The sequence below is a fragment of the Phenylobacterium sp. genome (assembly GCF_031412415.1).
In the GTDB taxonomy this organism is placed as follows: Bacteria; Pseudomonadota; Alphaproteobacteria; order Caulobacterales; family Caulobacteraceae; genus Phenylobacterium.
Genome location: NZ_JANOCX010000157.1, coordinates 1 through 14664 on the forward strand (window position 1 = coordinate 1; position 14664 = coordinate 14664).

Here is a 14664-nt window from a genome sequence, read left to right on the forward strand (position 1 = left end):
CGAGGCGGGTGGCGCGGTCCTTCTGGCCATCGGCCACATAGGCCTCGGTGACGTAGGACATGCCGTAGATCTCGAGGTCGAGCGAGCCGCTCTCGCTGAAGCGCAGATAGGTCAGGCCACTGGCGTCCATCGCCTGGCCGGCAGGCAGGATCGCCTCGTCGTGGACACTGAAGGCCAGGACGCCCTTCGGCCCCAGGAATCCGTGCAGCTTGGCCAGCCAGCGCTGAAACAGGCCGTCCGGCAGGTGGGAGAACATCGAGCCGACGAAGATCAGGTCGTGGACGCCGCCATGCTTGAAGCCGTCTGGGTCAGGGGCGGAGTAGACGCCGGTGACGCCGAAGGTCTTTTCCTGCCACGCCACGGCGTCGTGATAGATGTCTCCGACGAAAATCTGGCGGGGCTTCAGTCTCTGCTCCAGCACGCGGGTGAGCCGCCCCCAGCCGGAGGCGAAGTCCAACACCGTGCCCAGCTTGGGAAAGCCGCCCAGCGCCCCGTCGACGATCTGGCGATAGGCGTCGAAGTGGCGGAGCGTCGACTCCACGAACTTGAAGGCGGAGATTGAGGCGTCGCCCTCGTAGTTCGGCAGGATCGCCTTGAAGAACATCTCGTCGTCGGCCGGCAGCGGCCGGCAGAACCGGTCGGCGTCCAGGCCGTGACGGGCGAGATAGTCGCGGATGAAGGCCAGGTAGCGCGGATCGATCGCGTCGAAGGCGAGATCGCGGCTCTGGCCGGCGTCCGTCACGGGCGTGCTCCACAGGTTCCCGACCCGATTCCGCGGGCCGGGGTGGACCTAACCCAATAGCCGAAGAGCGCCTAGTGCTGGCTCTCGGGCATGCGCACGACCAGGCCTTCCAGTTCGTCGGAGACCTTGATCTGGCACGACAGGCGGCTGTTGGGTTCGACGTTCTCGGCGAAGTCCAGCATCGAGTCCTCCATGGCCAACTTCGAGCCGGTCTTGGGGAGCCATTCGCCGTCCACATAGACGTGGCAGGTGGCGCAGGCGCAGGCCCCGCCGCAGTCGGCGTCGATGCCCGGGATGTTGTTCTTCACCGCGCCTTCCATCACCGTAAGGCCGGTCTTGACGTCGATGACGTGCTCGGTTCCGTCGTGTTCGACATAGGTGATCTTGGCCATTTACTCCCCTTCGCCGCGTTTTATGCGGCGACCTCTTTCATGGAAACGGATGGGTCCGCAAGCTTGTCGAGGTCGACGGGCTTGCGGTTTGCGATGAGCATCTTGCCCATCATGAACTCGGGCGGCGAGTTAATCGCCTCCACCGACTGGACCTGGTCGCCCTTCAGATGGAAGACCGCGAACTTGCCGCTGGCGGGATCGCCACGCAGCAGGATGCGGTCCACGTCGAAGGCGTAGCCGGCGATCTGGAGCTTGAGGTCGTACTGGTCCGACCACTGCCACGGCACCTCGCCCGCCGGCGGCGCGCGTCCGACGATGGCGGCGGCGGCCTGCTTGGCCTGCTCCAGGGCGTTGGGCACGCTCTCCATGCGGAACATGCGGTCGTAGATGGGCATGGGGCGATGGGCGACGTCGCCGATGGCGAAGATCGACTTGTCGGCGGTCCGCGCCTCCAGGTCGACGACGATCCCGCGCGCGGTGTCGAGGCCCGCGTCGCGGGCGATCTCGTCATTGGGCGTGGCGCCGACCCCGATCAGGGCGGCGTCGCACGCGATGACCCGGCCATCGGCCAGCTTGACCCCGGTGACATGGCCGTTCGCGCCCTCGAAGCCCGCCACCGTGGCGCCCAGTTCGAAGGTCACCTCATGTTTCTTGTGAACCTCCAGGAAGAAGGTCGAGAGCGCCTCGCAGGCGACGCGGGCCAGCAGGCGGGCCTCACGCTCGATCACCACGACCTCGGCGCCCAGCGCCCGGCCGGAGGCCGCGGCCTCCAGCCCGATATAGCCGCCGCCCACCACCGCCAGTCGCTTGCCCGGCCCGATGGTGGCCTTCAAGATCTCGGCGTCGGCCGCCGTGCGCAGTTCCAGCAGACCCGCCAGATGCGCGCCCTCGACCGGCAGCTTGATGGCCCGTGCGCCCGTGGCGATGATCAGGAAGTCATAGGCCACGACGTCGCCGCTCGACAGGGTGACCTGCTTGGCCTCGCGCGCCAGCTTCACCGCACGGGTGTTGGGACGGAAGTCGATGTCGTGCTCGGCGTAGAATTCCAGGGGCTTCAGGGCCAGGGAGTCGGCGTCGGCCTCGCCCTTCAGCCAGGCCTTGCTGAGCGGCGGCCGCTGATAGGGCGGGATCGGCTCCTCGCCCACCAGGGTGATGGGACCGGTGTGGCCGTACTGGCGCAGGAGGGCCGCGGCGGTGCCCCCCGCGTGACCGGCTCCCAGGATCACCACATGTGCGTCCAATTGGCTCATAGAAGCCCCATGCAGAAAAGTGACGGTGGCGTCAACTTCCCAAACACCGTTCGGATCGCCGAGCCGCGCCTAGAGAAGCCTCAGACCACGCGGTCGACCAGCATCTTCTTGATCTCGCCGATAGCCTTGGCGGGGTTCAGACCCTTGGGGCAGACCTGGGCGCAGTTCATGATCGTGTGGCAGCGATAGAGCTTGAAGGGGTCTTCCAGGTCGTCCAGCCGGTCGCCGGTCGCCTCGTCGCGGCTGTCGACCAGCCAGCGGTAGGATTGCAGCAGGGCGGCCGGGCCCAGGTACTTTTCGCCGTTCCACCAGTAGCTGGGGCACGAGGTCGAGCAGCAGGCGCAGAGGATGCACTCATAGAGGCCGTCGATCTTGGAACGGTCTTCCGGAGTCTGCAGCCACTCGGTCTGCGGCTCGGGCGTGGTGGTGTGCAGCCAGGGCTCGATCGAGGCGTACTGGGCGTAGAACATGGTCATGTCGGGGACCAGGTCCTTGATCACCGGCATGTGGGGCAACGGGCTGATCTGGCACTGAGCGCCGGCCTCGTCGGCGTGGCCGTGGGTGCAGGCGAGCGTGTTGCGGCCGCCGATGTTCATGGCGCACGAGCCGCAGACGCCTTCGCGGCAGGAGCGGCGGAAGGCCAGCGTCGGGTCGACGGTGTTCTTGATGTGGATCAGCACGTCCAGGACCATCGGCCCACAGGCGTCGACATCCACGTCATAGGTGTCCCAGCGCGGGTTCTCGGTCCCCTCGGGATCGTAGCGATAGACCTTGAAGGTCTTGACCTTGGTCGCGCCGGCCGGAGCCGGGTGATGTTGGCCACGCTGCACGCGCGAGTTCTTGGGAAGGCGGAGCTGGACCATCAGGCGCTGACCTTGAGCGGGGACGCGTGGATTGAGATGCGGAGGAAAGCCATCGCCAAGACCTAGTAGACCCGCGCCTTGGGCGGGATGTAGGCGATGTCGTTGGTCATGGTGAAGCTGTGGACCGGACGATAGTCGATGGCGACCTTGCCCGTGGCGTCGTCGAACCAGGTGAGCGTGTGCTTCATCCATTCCGTGTCGTTGCGGTCCGGGAAGTCCTCGTGGGCGTGGGCGCCGCGGCTCTCGGTGCGGTTATAGGCGCCGGCCACGGTGGTGATCGCCTGGCCGACCAGATTGTCGAACTCCAGGGTCTCGACCAGGTCGGTGTTCCAGATCAGGCCGCGGTCGGAGACCTTGAGGTCGGGCCGCTTGGCGTGGATCGCCTCCAGGCGCTTGACCCCCGAGGCCAGGCTGTCGGTGGTGCGGAACACCGCGGCGTCGTCCTGCATGGCCTTCTGCATCTCCAGCCGCAGGGCGGCGGTGGAGGTGTTTCCGGACGCGTTACGGAACTTGTCGAAGCGGGCCAGGTGGCCGTCGGTCATGGCGGGCTTCAGTTCGACCTGGGTCGCGCCGGCCTTGATGGTGTCGGCGCAGCGCAGGGCCGCCGAGCGGCCGAACACCACCAGGTCGATCAGCGAGTTTGAGCCCAGGCGGTTGGCGCCGTGGACCGAGACGCAGGCCGCCTCGCCCACCGCCATCAGGCCCGGAACCACCTTGTCGGGATCGTCGCCCAGCCGGGTGACCACCTCGGAATAGAAGTTCGTGGGGATGCCGCCCATGTTGTAGTGCACGGTCGGCAGGACGGGGATCGGCTGCTTGGTCACGTCGACCCCGGCGAAGATCTTGGCGCTCTCCGAGATGCCGGGCAGGCGCTCGTGCAGGATCTTCGGGTCCAGGTGATCCAGGTGCAGGAAAATGTGGTCCTTCTTCGGACCCACCCCGCGGCCTTCGCGGATCTCGATGGTCATGGCGCGGCTGACCATGTCGCGCGGCGCCAGGTCCTTCACGGTGGGCGCATAGCGCTCCATGAACCGCTCACCCTCGGAATTGGTCAGGTAGCCGCCCTCGCCCCGGGCGCCCTCGGTGATCAGGCAACCGGCGCCATAGATGCCGGTGGGGTGGAACTGCACGAACTCCATGTCCTGCAGGGGCAGGCCGGCGCGCAGCGCCATGCCGCCGCCGTCGCCGGTGCAGGTGTGGGCGCTGGTGGCCGAGAAATAGGCGCGGCCATAGCCGCCAGTGGCCAGGATCACCTGCTGAGCCTGGAACCTGTGCAAGGTGCCGTCGTCCAGCTTCCAGGCGGTGACGCCCCGGCAGACGCCCTCGTCCATGATCAGGTCCAGGGCGAAGTACTCGATGAAGAACTCGGTGTCCTTGGACAGGGCCTGTCCGTACATCGTGTGGAGCATGGCGTGACCGGTGCGGTCGGCCGCCGCGCAGGTGCGCTGGATCGGGGCCTCGCCATAGTTGCGGGTCATGCCGCCGAAAGCCCGTTGATAGATCTTGCCGTCGGCGGTGCGCGAGAACGGCACCCCCCAGTGTTCCAGCTCGTAGACCGCGGCGGGCGCGTTGCGGCAGAGGTATTCGATGGCGTCCTGGTCGCCCAGCCAGTCCGACCCCTTGACGGTGTCGTACATGTGCCAGCGCCAGTCATCCTCGCCCATGTTGCCCAGGCTGGCCGAGATGCCGCCCTGGGCGGCCACGGTGTGGCTCCGCGTCGGGAAGACCTTGGAGATGCAGGCCGTCTTCAGGCCCGCCGCGGCGCAGCCTAGTGCCGCGCGCAGGCCGGAGCCGCCGGCCCCCACGACGACGACGTCGAACTTGTGGTCGATGAACTGATAAGTCGCCATGGGATTACAGAGCGCCTCCCAGCGCGACCTTCAGGATGGAGAACACCGCCAGCGTGCCCGCCAGCGCGCAGACGAAGAGGTTGAGCAGCAGCAGGCCGGTCTTGGTCAGGGTCTTTTCGATGTAGTCCTCGATGACCACCCGCATGCCGCCGTGCATGTGCAGGAAGCTCACAGCCACCAGCAGGACCATCAGCGTCGGATTCAGCGGTGAGCCGGTGAGCCAGGCCACGGCGCCGTAATAGTCGGTGGCCGACAGCCGAAGGACGGCGAACACCGCCCAGATCGTCAGCGGGACCAAGGCCACGGCGGTGACCCGCTCGGAAATCCACTCGCCGACGCCGTGCTTGGCGGCGCCCAGGCCGCGGGCGCGGCCGAGGGGGGTGCGATAGCTGCTCATCAAAGCGCTCCCGTCATGGCGGCGATGCCCCAGATCGCCAGGGTCGCGGCGATGGAGAAGGCGATGGCGACCACCGCGCCCAGGCTGGCTGTCTGCGGCTTGTAGCCGAAGCCCACGTCCCAGATCAGATGCTGCACGCCCTTGGCCAGGTGGAAGAAGGCCGACAAGGTCAGGCCGAACAACGCGATCTTGCCCAGGATCGAGCCCATCAGCGCCTGGAAGGCGCCGTAGGTCTCGGGCCCCGAGGCCAGGCACACGGCCCAGGCCGCCAGGATCAGGCCGCCGCCATACAGCGCGCAGCCGCTGACCCGATGGGCGATGGAGGTCGCCATGGTGACATGCCACCGCCAGATGGATGTGTGGGGCGAGAGCGGGCGGGCGCGAGGCGCGTCTGTCATGAGGCCGATTTCCGAAGAGGAAGAAGCGGGTCCGCTTTTAAGCCGCCGCCCCGGGCTGTCAACGAAGGCCGGGCGCGGCGACGGTTCGAAGCGGCCGATCCTTCGCCAAATCCGAAGTCTCGACATATTTGGATACGGCGCAATACGTCTTTCCTGTAGGTTCCCTTCGCGGGAGACGAAGGATGCGGTTCGACCTCATCGATCTGAAGCTATTTTGCGAGGTGGTGGACGCGGGCTCCATCACCGGCGGCGCCGAACGCAGCGCGCTGGCCCTGGCGGCGGCCTCGACGCGGATCCGCAACATGGAGCAGACCCTGGGAGCGCCGCTGCTGTCGCGCTCGCGCCAAGGGGTGGCGCCGACGCCAGCCGGCCTCACCCTGCTGAAGCACGCCCGCACGATCCTGGCGCAGGGCGCCCTGCTGCGCGAGGACCTGGGCGCCTATGCCGGCGGCTTCTCCGGCGAGGTGCGGCTGCTGGCCAACACCAACGCCCTGACGGAATTCCTGCCCGAGGCGCTGAGCGCCTTCCTGGCCGGCCACCCCCAGGTCAGCGTCAATCTGGAGGAGCGGCTCAGCGACGAGATCGTCGGACTGATCGCCGAGGGCGTGGGCGATATCGGGATCGTGGCGGGCACGGTGGATGTGGGCCGGCTGGAGACCTTTCCGTTCCGCTCGGACCGCTTCGTGGTGGTGACCGGCGCCGACCACCCCTTCGCCACGCGGCCCCACGTCTCGTTCGCCGACGTCCTGGACTGCGACATCGTGGGGCTGGACCGGGCGAGCTCGCTGCAGCGGTTCCTGGCCGGCAAGGCCGCGCGCGAGGGCCGGCCATTGCGCCTGCGCGTCCAACTCCGCAGCTTCGACGCCGTCTGTCGGCTTGTGGAGTGCGGAGTGGGCGTCGGCATCGTGCCCCAGACCACGGCGGCGCGGGCGGTGCGCACCATGTCGCTGGGCGTCGTGGACCTGACCGACGACTGGGCGCTGCGGGAACTCACCATCTGCGTCCGCGGCATGGACGAACTGCGCCCCTTCGCCCGCGAACTGGTCGAGAGCCTCAGGGCGCCCTGAGATCCGGGAGGCCGGCTCCTCCGTTAGTCGTATTTTGCCGCTACACATCTCCAGTTTGAACAAGCGGCGCCTTGGCGCTCGCTTCCTTGCGTGGAGCAGCTCCATGTCGAATCGCGGCGAGCGCCTCCAGCAGGCCATAAGGTGGCGCAATCACCAGAAGATGCTCGGCCTGGCCCACGACCTGGACGTCGACGAGAGCGCCATCAGCCGGTGGAAGCGAGGCGGGCCCATGTCGCTCGACCACGCCAGCCGCCTGTGCCTGGTGCTGGACGTCTCGATGGACTGGCTGATCCTGGGTCGCGGCGAGATCGAAGGTCACAAGGACGCCGAGGCCAGCGATGCGGAACGACGGCTGATCGCCGGCCTGCGCAGCCTGCCGCCGGCGGCGACCGATCTGCTCACATCTCTGGTGGCCGTCGCGCAGGGCGTCGATGTCGCATCGGCCGGACCGACTTGAGCCCAGCGCAAAAATCCGACCTCAAGTTGCGTTGCGAGCAAGACATGCAACCTTGTCGAGCTTTTCCCGGCGGCGCTTCATAGGGGTGCAGAAAGTCAATCGCGGCTTCTGAATTCAGCATTCAGCGAGAACGTCCATGGCGACCTATACCGTGACTATCGATCTCAACGACCCGGATACCTTGGCGTTCCTGGTCGACAAGAGTCTTCGTGTCTACAAGAGCGTCGGGACCGGCTCGACCGGACTTCCCGTTGTCTGGTTCTCCGAGAACCAATTCTCCAACTCGCTGAGTTTCAGCTGGACCGAAGACTATGGCGGCTTCGTCCGCGATGGCGGCGCGCCGGTCCCCGGGGTCAATGTCAGTAACGTGTCCTCGGACGCCATGAACCTGGGCGACCGCCTGTCGGCGACCGATTCCGGCACGGTGAGCGTGGACCACAAAGGGGTCGGGGGCGCCATCACGGTGCACAACACCGGCAAACGCGACTGGATGTGCGGCATGGGCCAGATCATCCAAAGCAAGCTCTCGCCGATCTGCGCCTTCGATCTGGGCGGGATCGGCGAGTCGGTGACCATGATGCCCTACGAGAAGGTGCTGATGGTCTTCGAGTCCTCGCGTCAGGTCGACACGGGGACCGTGGTAGAGCGGGCGATCAGCGCCTCCTGCAGCGTGGAGCTGGACGGCAACAACCTCAGCCGCACGGTGACGTTCCGCAAGGACACCGGCTGGACCACCAACACCGCCGGCTGGGTCACCCTGAACGATGAGGACCTGGAGCTGGTGGACGCCCTCTTCGTGCCCCTGTCCTAGCGCGACCGGCGCACCCAGGCGGCTCCAACCGGGGCCGTCTGGGATCCGCCAGCGGACCCGAACGATGCCCACGCCGCAGACCCACCAGATCACGGTCAACCTGACGCCGGCCGCCCTGCAGACCCTGCTTGACGCCGGCGCCAGCCTCTATGCCCTGCCGATGTTCCAGACCTCCAACCGGACGGCCCGGCCGCTGGTGACCTACGCCAATGCGGCGTTGTCCCAGAGCCAGAACCTCGCCTGGACAGAGGTCTACCAGGCCTTTGTCTCGCGCACCGCCCTCGCCGCCGGGATCACCGATCCGGCCCAGCGGACGATCGTGGTCGGCGCCTCTGCGCCCACGCGCCTGGGCGACGTCATGACGGTGGGCGCTTCCCTGCAGTGCGTCGTGGCCGGCGGCGGCGGCGGCGGTGCGGTGTCCATCCAAAGCGCCATCACCGATCCGCTGAGCTGCGGCCTGAGCTATGACGGCCGTCCCGCCTGCGCCATGGGCCTGTCCAACGCGCTCCAGGTGACGGTCGCGCCGCTGCAATCCCTGTTGCTGATGTTCTCCACCTCGGTCTTCGACCTGGGCGCCTGGGTGGAGCAATGCGCCGGGCCGGGCCTGCTGGTGGACATGACCAACACAGCGACCCGGACGGTCACCTATGACCTGACCGCCGCCGATCCCTGGCTGGACGCCGACAAGGTCTGGGCCACCGCCATCGCCGACGGCGCGCCGCTGGCCGACCTGCTTCGCCAACCGCCGCCGCGCAACATGCCCCAGAGAAAATGACCCCCGACGTCGCGAAAGGAAGCCACATGCCGCCCCTTAGAACGCCCACCGTCATCACAGTGATAGCTGCTCTTTCCGGATGCGCCCCGGCCCCGCCGGAAGCGCCCGTCCGGCCCGCCCCGGGGCCGGTCGCCGAGGCCCTCGTTGGCGGCGTCGTCCCCGTCACCACCGGCGTGGTGATCCGCGGCCTGTCGATGCCGGGCATCCCCGCGCCCGGCCAGAAGACGGGCCGAACCTGCGACTTCAGCCGCGAGGACGTGGACCAGAACGGACGCATGACCGACGCCAGCGTGCAGTGCCAGCCGGGTGGAACGTATGCCAGCACCATCGGCGGGCTGGCCCCGCCCTTCACCGCCTATTGCATGATCGACGCCAAGCGATTGCCGGGCGGAGCCCGCCTCATTCCAGCGCCGGTCTCAGGCAACGCCAATCACTGCAGCCTCTCGGCGGTGAAGCCAAAGGACGCCACGGGGTTCTTCGGCGGCGCGACCTGGCGCTAGGGTTCAGTCGCGCTCGGCCAGCCAGTCGGCCGAGCGCATCTCCTGTAGACGCGAAGCCGTGCGCTCGAACTCGAAGGCGCCGTCGCCCTGAACATAGAGCGCCGCGGGATCCGCATCGGCCAGGACGATCAGCCGGGCGCGGGCTTCGTAGAGCGCGTCGATAAGGATCACGAACCGGCGCGCCTCCTCCCGACGGTTGGCGGTGAGGCGGGGGACATCCTGCAGGAACACAGTGTGGAAGCGCGCGGCGATGGCGATGTAGTCGTTCGGCCCCAGCGCGACCGAGCACAGGCTGGCGAAGGAGGCCCGGACCAGGCCGCCCGACGCGTGCGGCAGGTGCACCTTGCGGCCCAGGATCTCCAGGGTCTCGCCGATCTCGACCTCGCCGCCCAACATGTCGCGCCACAGGGCCATGAAGCTGCGTTCGTTGTCGGGGTCGTTGGGCGAGAACCAGGTCCCCGCCGCCCGCAGGCGGTCCAGGCGATAGTCGTGTGGTCCGGCGACGGAGACCACTTCGAGCCGTTCCTTCAGCAGGGCGATGAACGGCAGGAAGAGCTGCCGGTTGATGCCGTCCTTGTAGAGGTCGTCGGGCGCGCGGTTGGAGGTGGCGACCCAGGTGACGCCGCGCTCCGTGAGCGCCTCGAACAGTCGGCCCAGGATCATGGCGTCGGCGATGTCGGTGACCTGAAACTCGTCGAAGCACAGCAGGCGGGCCTCTGAGGCCACGACATCGGCGACCGGAGAGATCGGATCGTCACCCTTGCTCTGACCAAACCTCGCCTTGCGCGCGGCGGGATCGCCCTTGCGCCAAGCGTCGATCAGCCGGTGGACCTCGCCCATGAAGACGTGGAAGTGAGTTCGGCGCTTCTTCTCCACCGGCGCGGTCTCGAAGAACAGATCCATCAGCATGGACTTGCCGCGCCCGACCGGTCCCCAGAGATAGACTCCGCGCTGGCTCTCCGGCTTGCGGAAGAAGGCGGTCAGGCCGCTGGGCTGGGCGTCGACGAGAGCGGCCTCCAGCCGCGATAGAGCCGCGATCCCCGGCGCCTGGGCCGGATCGGGGCGGATGTCGCCCCTGGCCAGTCGGGCGTCGTATTCAGCGGAAAGCGCGGAGGGCATCAATTGGGCCTAGCCCGCCCGCGCGGTCGCCTCAAGGGGAACAGGCCCGGTGATTCAAGGGTTGAAGTCCCCGTACCCCCCAACAGGAGCCGACCATGCCCCAGGACCCCCGGAGCTATTCGCCCACCACGCCGGAAGCCAACCGCGCCCGCGAGCAGGGCGCCGGCGTCGGCCAGCGCGACCTCGAGGCGCAGCGCGACGCGAACCAAGTGGACGGCGAAGCCCGGTCGTTCGACGCCGGCTCGGCCAATGGCGACCTCTTCGACCTGGAGGATGGCCTCGCCGCCGACCGGCCACACAAGTCGCCGGTCGACCGCGAGCACGGCCCCAAGACCAGGGGCCGCAGCAAGCAGATCGTCTCGGGCAAGCCCTACGGCTGAACCGCGCCCAGTTCCTTGCGTACAAAGCGGTAGGTCTCGCGCTTCTCGCAGGCGCAGGCCTTCATCTTGCCGTCCGGCGTCCACCAGACCAGCAGCGGATAGGCGAAGGTGACGCCGTTCGCCTTCATCAGCGGGGCCAGGTCGTCGACGAACTTGCGCCCCGCCTCCACCACCGCGGTGCGGGCCATGTCGCCGTCGGCGGGAGGGATGCCGGGCGCCGTCCAGGCCTCGGCCGGCACGGACTCCCAGCGCTCCATCAGCGGCCAGGAGCGGTTGAGCCATAGTTCGGCGACGGTGGCACGCTCGGCCGGCGTGGACTTGGCGACCCCGTTCGCGTCGCGGCGGGCGATCTCGATCACCCGGGTGTCGACCTTGGCCGCCTGCAAGCCCGGGAACTCCTCTTCCTTGAAGCGGACGCAGTCGGGACAGGTGCGGAACGAGACCATATAAAGCTTCGGCCCTGTGTTTCCCGGCGACACCCAGCCGGCGCTTTCCAGCAACTTGGTGATCTCGGCCTGGTTCTTGGTGATGGTCTTGGGACGCCAGCGCAGGTCGAAATTCCACCAGGCGTACAGGCCGCCGCCCAGCACGACGGCGACGAGGAGCAGGGTCCCCCAAAGGCGAAAGCGCTGCATGTCCGGCTCCGAGGCGACTCTGACGATCAGGTTATGGGCGGAAGGCGGTCACGGCCAAGTTGTTCCGCGTTTCCGCCGATCAGGCCGGCGATGCGATCGGCGGCGGCCGATAGGGTCGGGGCGTCCAGGCTCGGCAGTTCGATGAGGTCGATTCGCGGTCTCGTTTCCTTGCGGGCCGAGCGGGCATAGGCCGGATCATAGTGCAGCTCCATCAGGGCCAGGGCCAGGTCAGCGAAGGCGCCGGCCTCGATCATGAAGCGCCATCCGGCCAGGCGCTTGGCGCTGGGATGGACCGGCAACCGGCTCAGGGCGTCTTCAAGTCGGGGGCGGTCGGCGACGATGTCTCCATAGGCGGCCACCAGATAGTCTGCCCGGGCGACCGGCGGCGCGGCGATTTCGATCCTTGGCGCCGCGGCCATGGCCTTCCACAGCAGGGGCGGCGTCATCCGGTCGCCGATCTTGCTGGACTCGGCCTCAACCACAATCGGCCGCGTCGGATCGAGGCCGTCGAGCGCCGCGAGCAACCGGCTCTCGAACATTTTCTGGCTGGGCTGAGGCTGGCCGGCGATGGCGCCGAACAACGAGCCGCGGTGCCCGGCCAGGGCCTCCAGGTCCAGGACCTGTATTCCCCGCCGGGCCAGCAGCCCCAGGATCTCGGTCTTGGCCGAGCCGGTTGGGCCGTCCAGTAGGATGAGGTTCAGCGCCGCCGCGCCGTCATAGAGCCGCGCCTGGACCGCGCGGCGGTAGGTTCGATACCCACCCGCCAACAGGGTCGTGCGCCAGCCGACCTGGGACAGAATGGTGGCCATGGCTGTCGACCGCTGCCCGCCACGCCAGCAATAGACCAGGGGCGCGAAGTCTCCCGTCCGGTCGGCGAGCACACCCTCCAAGTGCCGGGCGATGTTGCGCGCCACATGGGCCGCGCCGATCCGACGGGCCAGGAATCGCGACTGCTGTACATAGATCGTCCCGACCTCCGCGCGCTCGGCGTCGGTCAGGACCGGCAGGTTGATCGCGCCGGGAACGTGGTCCTCGGCGAACTCGCCGGGGCTGCGGACGTCGATGATGGTGTCGAATCGCGCAAGTTGCGCAGCGGTGACATCGGAGGTGACGCCGATGGTCGCCGCCCCCTGTCCGCCAGACGCCACGGGCGTTTCGTCCTGCGCCATCGCCTCTTTCCGCCGCCTGCTGTAACCCGTCCATCTCGCCTCTTGGCCAAAGGACCGCAAGCGCCATGACCGATCCTATCCGCCTGACCTCACTGGCCCACGGCGGCGGCTGCGGCTGCAAGCTGGCGCCGGGCGTGCTGAAGGACATCCTGTCGGGGATGCCGGCCACGGCGATCTTCCCCCAGCTCATGGTCGGGACCGAGACCTCGGACGACGCGGCGGTCTGGCGGCTGAACGACAGCCAGGCCCTGGTGGCGACCACCGACTTCTTCATGCCGGTGGTGGACGACCCCTTCGAGTTCGGGCGCATCGCGGCGACCAACGCGCTCTCGGACGTCTACGCCATGGGGGCCACCCCGATCTTCGCCCTGGCCATCGTCGGCATGCCGGTCGACAAGCTCGCCCCCGCCACCATCCGGGCCATCCTGGAGGGTGGCGCCTCGGTCTGCGCCGCGGCGGGCGTTCCCGTGGCCGGCGGCCATTCCATCGACAGCGTCGAGCCGATCTACGGCCTGGTGGCGCTCGGCCTGGTTCATCCCGACAAGCTGCTGAAGAACGCCGCGGCGCGAGCCGGCGACGTGTTGATCCTGACCAAGGGCCTGGGCGTCGGGATTCTCAGCGCCGCGTTCAAGCAGGAGAAGCTGGACGCCGAGGGCTACGCCGCCCTGATCGCCTCGACCACCCAGCTCAACGTCGTGGGCGCCGAACTGGCGGGCATGGCGGGGGTCAGCGCGCTCACCGACGTCACCGGCTTCGGCCTGCTGGGCCATGCCCTGGAGATGTGCCGGGGAGCGGGACTCGCCGCCGAGCTCGACGCCCATGCGCCCGTCCTGCTCCCGGGCGTCGAGGCGCTGGCGCGCGAGGGCGTGCGGACCGGCGCCTCGGGCCGCAATTGGGTCAGCTACGGCGACGATGTGCGCCTGCCGGGCGACCTGCCCGACTGGCGGCGCGACATCCTGTGCGATCCCCAGACCAGCGGCGGCCTGCTGATCGCCGTCGCGCCCGAGGTCGCCGAGGCGGTGCTGGACCTGGTTCGCGCCCGAGGCTTCGACCGCGCCGTCGTGGTCGGCCGCCTGAAGGCGGGATCGCCGCAGGTGACTGTCGTCGGTTGATGCGCTTGCGGTAAGCGCGCGGCGGAGGGCACAATTCCCCCATGACGGTCGCGACCACCTCCGACGCCGTGCCGGTCGCAGCCGACCGTCACGACCACATCATCGACACCCTGATCGCCGAACGCGCGCCCAGGCTGTCGGGAGGCCCCGCCTGGCCCTTGGCGCGGCCGCTGCTCTACGCCCTATTGGACTACGCCAAGGCCCGCCAGATGGCCGAAGCCATCGCGCCCCTGCCCGGCCGCGCCGCGCTGGACTATGTGTCGGACCTGTTGGACGTGCGGGTGACGACGCGCGGTCTGGCCCATGTCCCCGCCAAGGGCCGAGTGATCCTGATCTGCAACCATCCCACCGGAATCGCCGATGGGATCGCGGTGTTCGACGCGCTGAAGGGCGTGCGGCCCGACATCTGCTTCTACGCCAATTCCGACGCTCATCGCGTGGCGCCCAACTTCGACGAGGTGCTGATCCCCGTGGAGTGGGTGGAGGCCAAGCGCACTCGCGAACGCACCCGCGTCACCCTGCAGATGACCCGCGACGCCATGGAGGCGGAGCGCGCCCTGGTGATCTTCCCGGCCGGACGGCTGGCGCGGCGCGGTCCCGACGGAAAGCTGTCGGACCCCGAGTGGATGACCAGCGCCCTGTCCCTGGCGCGCAAGTACGAGGCGCCGGTGGCGCCGATGAGCCTGACGGGGCCGTCCTCCACCCTGTTCCATCTGTTCAATCGCTTCAGCGGCGAGCTGCGCGACA

The 14664-nt window shown here is 68.3% G+C and carries 18 protein-coding genes; 8 read left to right on the top strand and 10 right to left on the bottom strand.

All coding sequences use genetic code 11. The annotated features are described in order from the left end of the window. The 7 genes from RMO04_RS07495 to sdhC all read right to left on the bottom strand — a co-directional run. A partial coding sequence (locus RMO04_RS07495) for a class I SAM-dependent methyltransferase (RefSeq protein ID WP_309644158.1) occupies positions 1-742 on the bottom strand: 742 nt, incomplete at its 3' end. A 71-nt stretch (positions 743-813) separates the two neighbouring features. Continuing rightward, the gene (locus RMO04_RS07500) at positions 814-1134 is read right to left on the bottom strand and encodes a 2Fe-2S iron-sulfur cluster-binding protein (protein WP_309644159.1); all 321 of its coding nucleotides are present in this window, start codon (positions 1132-1134) and stop codon (positions 814-816) included. A gap of 20 nt (positions 1135-1154) precedes the next feature. After that, a complete protein-coding gene (locus RMO04_RS07505) occupies positions 1155-2384 on the bottom strand; it encodes an FAD-dependent oxidoreductase (protein ID WP_309644160.1) in 1230 nt (409 codons plus the stop codon). A gap of 80 nt (positions 2385-2464) precedes the next feature. Further along, entirely contained in the window at positions 2465-3247 is a 783-nt protein-coding gene (locus tag RMO04_RS07510; protein WP_309644161.1) for a succinate dehydrogenase iron-sulfur subunit, read from the bottom strand. Between the two features lie 62 nt (positions 3248-3309). Then, entirely contained in the window at positions 3310-5097 is a 1788-nt protein-coding gene (gene sdhA, locus RMO04_RS07515; protein WP_309644162.1) for a succinate dehydrogenase flavoprotein subunit, read from the bottom strand. A 4-nt stretch (positions 5098-5101) separates the two neighbouring features. Next, positions 5102-5494, bottom strand: a complete 393-nt coding sequence (gene sdhD, locus RMO04_RS07520; protein ID WP_309644163.1) for a succinate dehydrogenase, hydrophobic membrane anchor protein — start codon at positions 5492-5494, stop codon at positions 5102-5104. Next, positions 5494-5892, bottom strand: coding sequence for a succinate dehydrogenase, cytochrome b556 subunit (gene sdhC / locus RMO04_RS07525; protein WP_309644164.1), 399 nt, complete (start codon positions 5890-5892; stop codon positions 5494-5496). Before sdhC ends, sdhD begins: the two co-directional genes overlap by 1 nt. A 182-nt stretch (positions 5893-6074) precedes the next feature. Between sdhC and RMO04_RS07530 the strand changes: the two genes are divergently transcribed. From RMO04_RS07530 to RMO04_RS07550, 5 genes are all read left to right on the top strand, one after another. Then, the gene (locus RMO04_RS07530) at positions 6075-6959 is read left to right on the top strand and encodes a LysR substrate-binding domain-containing protein (RefSeq protein ID WP_309644165.1); all 885 of its coding nucleotides are present in this window, start codon (positions 6075-6077) and stop codon (positions 6957-6959) included. 103 nt (positions 6960-7062) lie between these two features. Next, on the top strand, positions 7063-7416 hold the full coding sequence (locus RMO04_RS07535; RefSeq protein ID WP_309644166.1) for a helix-turn-helix transcriptional regulator: 354 nt from the start codon (positions 7063-7065) through the stop codon (positions 7414-7416). Positions 7417-7552: 136 nt separating this feature from the next. Further along, positions 7553-8227, top strand: coding sequence for a hypothetical protein (locus RMO04_RS07540; RefSeq protein WP_309644167.1), 675 nt, complete (start codon positions 7553-7555; stop codon positions 8225-8227). A gap of 64 nt (positions 8228-8291) precedes the next feature. Next, a complete protein-coding gene (locus RMO04_RS07545) occupies positions 8292-9002 on the top strand; it encodes a hypothetical protein (RefSeq protein ID WP_309644168.1) in 711 nt (236 codons plus the stop codon). Positions 9003-9028: 26 nt separating this feature from the next. After that, positions 9029-9502, top strand: a complete 474-nt coding sequence (locus tag RMO04_RS07550) for a hypothetical protein (RefSeq protein ID WP_309644169.1) — start codon at positions 9029-9031, stop codon at positions 9500-9502. A gap of 3 nt (positions 9503-9505) precedes the next feature. Here the strand turns inward: RMO04_RS07550 and zapE are convergent, their stop codons facing one another. Further along, positions 9506-10621 (bottom strand): cell division protein ZapE, encoded by a 1116-nt coding sequence (zapE, locus tag RMO04_RS07555; RefSeq protein WP_309644170.1) that lies wholly within the window; start codon positions 10619-10621, stop codon positions 9506-9508. A 95-nt stretch (positions 10622-10716) separates the two neighbouring features. Between zapE and RMO04_RS07560 the strand changes: the two genes are divergently transcribed. Next, positions 10717-11001 (top strand): hypothetical protein, encoded by a 285-nt coding sequence (locus tag RMO04_RS07560; protein WP_309644171.1) that lies wholly within the window; start codon positions 10717-10719, stop codon positions 10999-11001. On the opposite strand, the gene RMO04_RS07565 is transcribed toward RMO04_RS07560, so the two are convergent. Together RMO04_RS07565 and mnmH are read right to left on the bottom strand one after the other, a co-directional pair. Then, entirely contained in the window at positions 10992-11636 is a 645-nt protein-coding gene (locus RMO04_RS07565; RefSeq protein ID WP_309644172.1) for a hypothetical protein, read from the bottom strand. The genes RMO04_RS07560 and RMO04_RS07565 overlap by 10 nt on opposite strands. Positions 11637-11662: 26 nt before the next feature. Beyond that, a complete protein-coding gene (mnmH, locus tag RMO04_RS07570) occupies positions 11663-12805 on the bottom strand; it encodes a tRNA 2-selenouridine(34) synthase MnmH (RefSeq protein ID WP_309644173.1) in 1143 nt (380 codons plus the stop codon). A 65-nt stretch (positions 12806-12870) separates the two neighbouring features. Here mnmH and selD point away from each other — a divergent pair, with 65 nt between their 5' ends. Both selD and RMO04_RS07580 read left to right on the top strand, forming a co-directional pair. Then, positions 12871-13917, top strand: a complete 1047-nt coding sequence (selD, locus tag RMO04_RS07575) for a selenide, water dikinase SelD (protein WP_309644174.1) — start codon at positions 12871-12873, stop codon at positions 13915-13917. A gap of 41 nt (positions 13918-13958) precedes the next feature. Beyond that, positions 13959-14664, top strand: a 706-nt coding sequence (locus RMO04_RS07580; RefSeq protein WP_309644175.1) for a 1-acyl-sn-glycerol-3-phosphate acyltransferase, incomplete at its 3' end; no start/stop codon positions are given.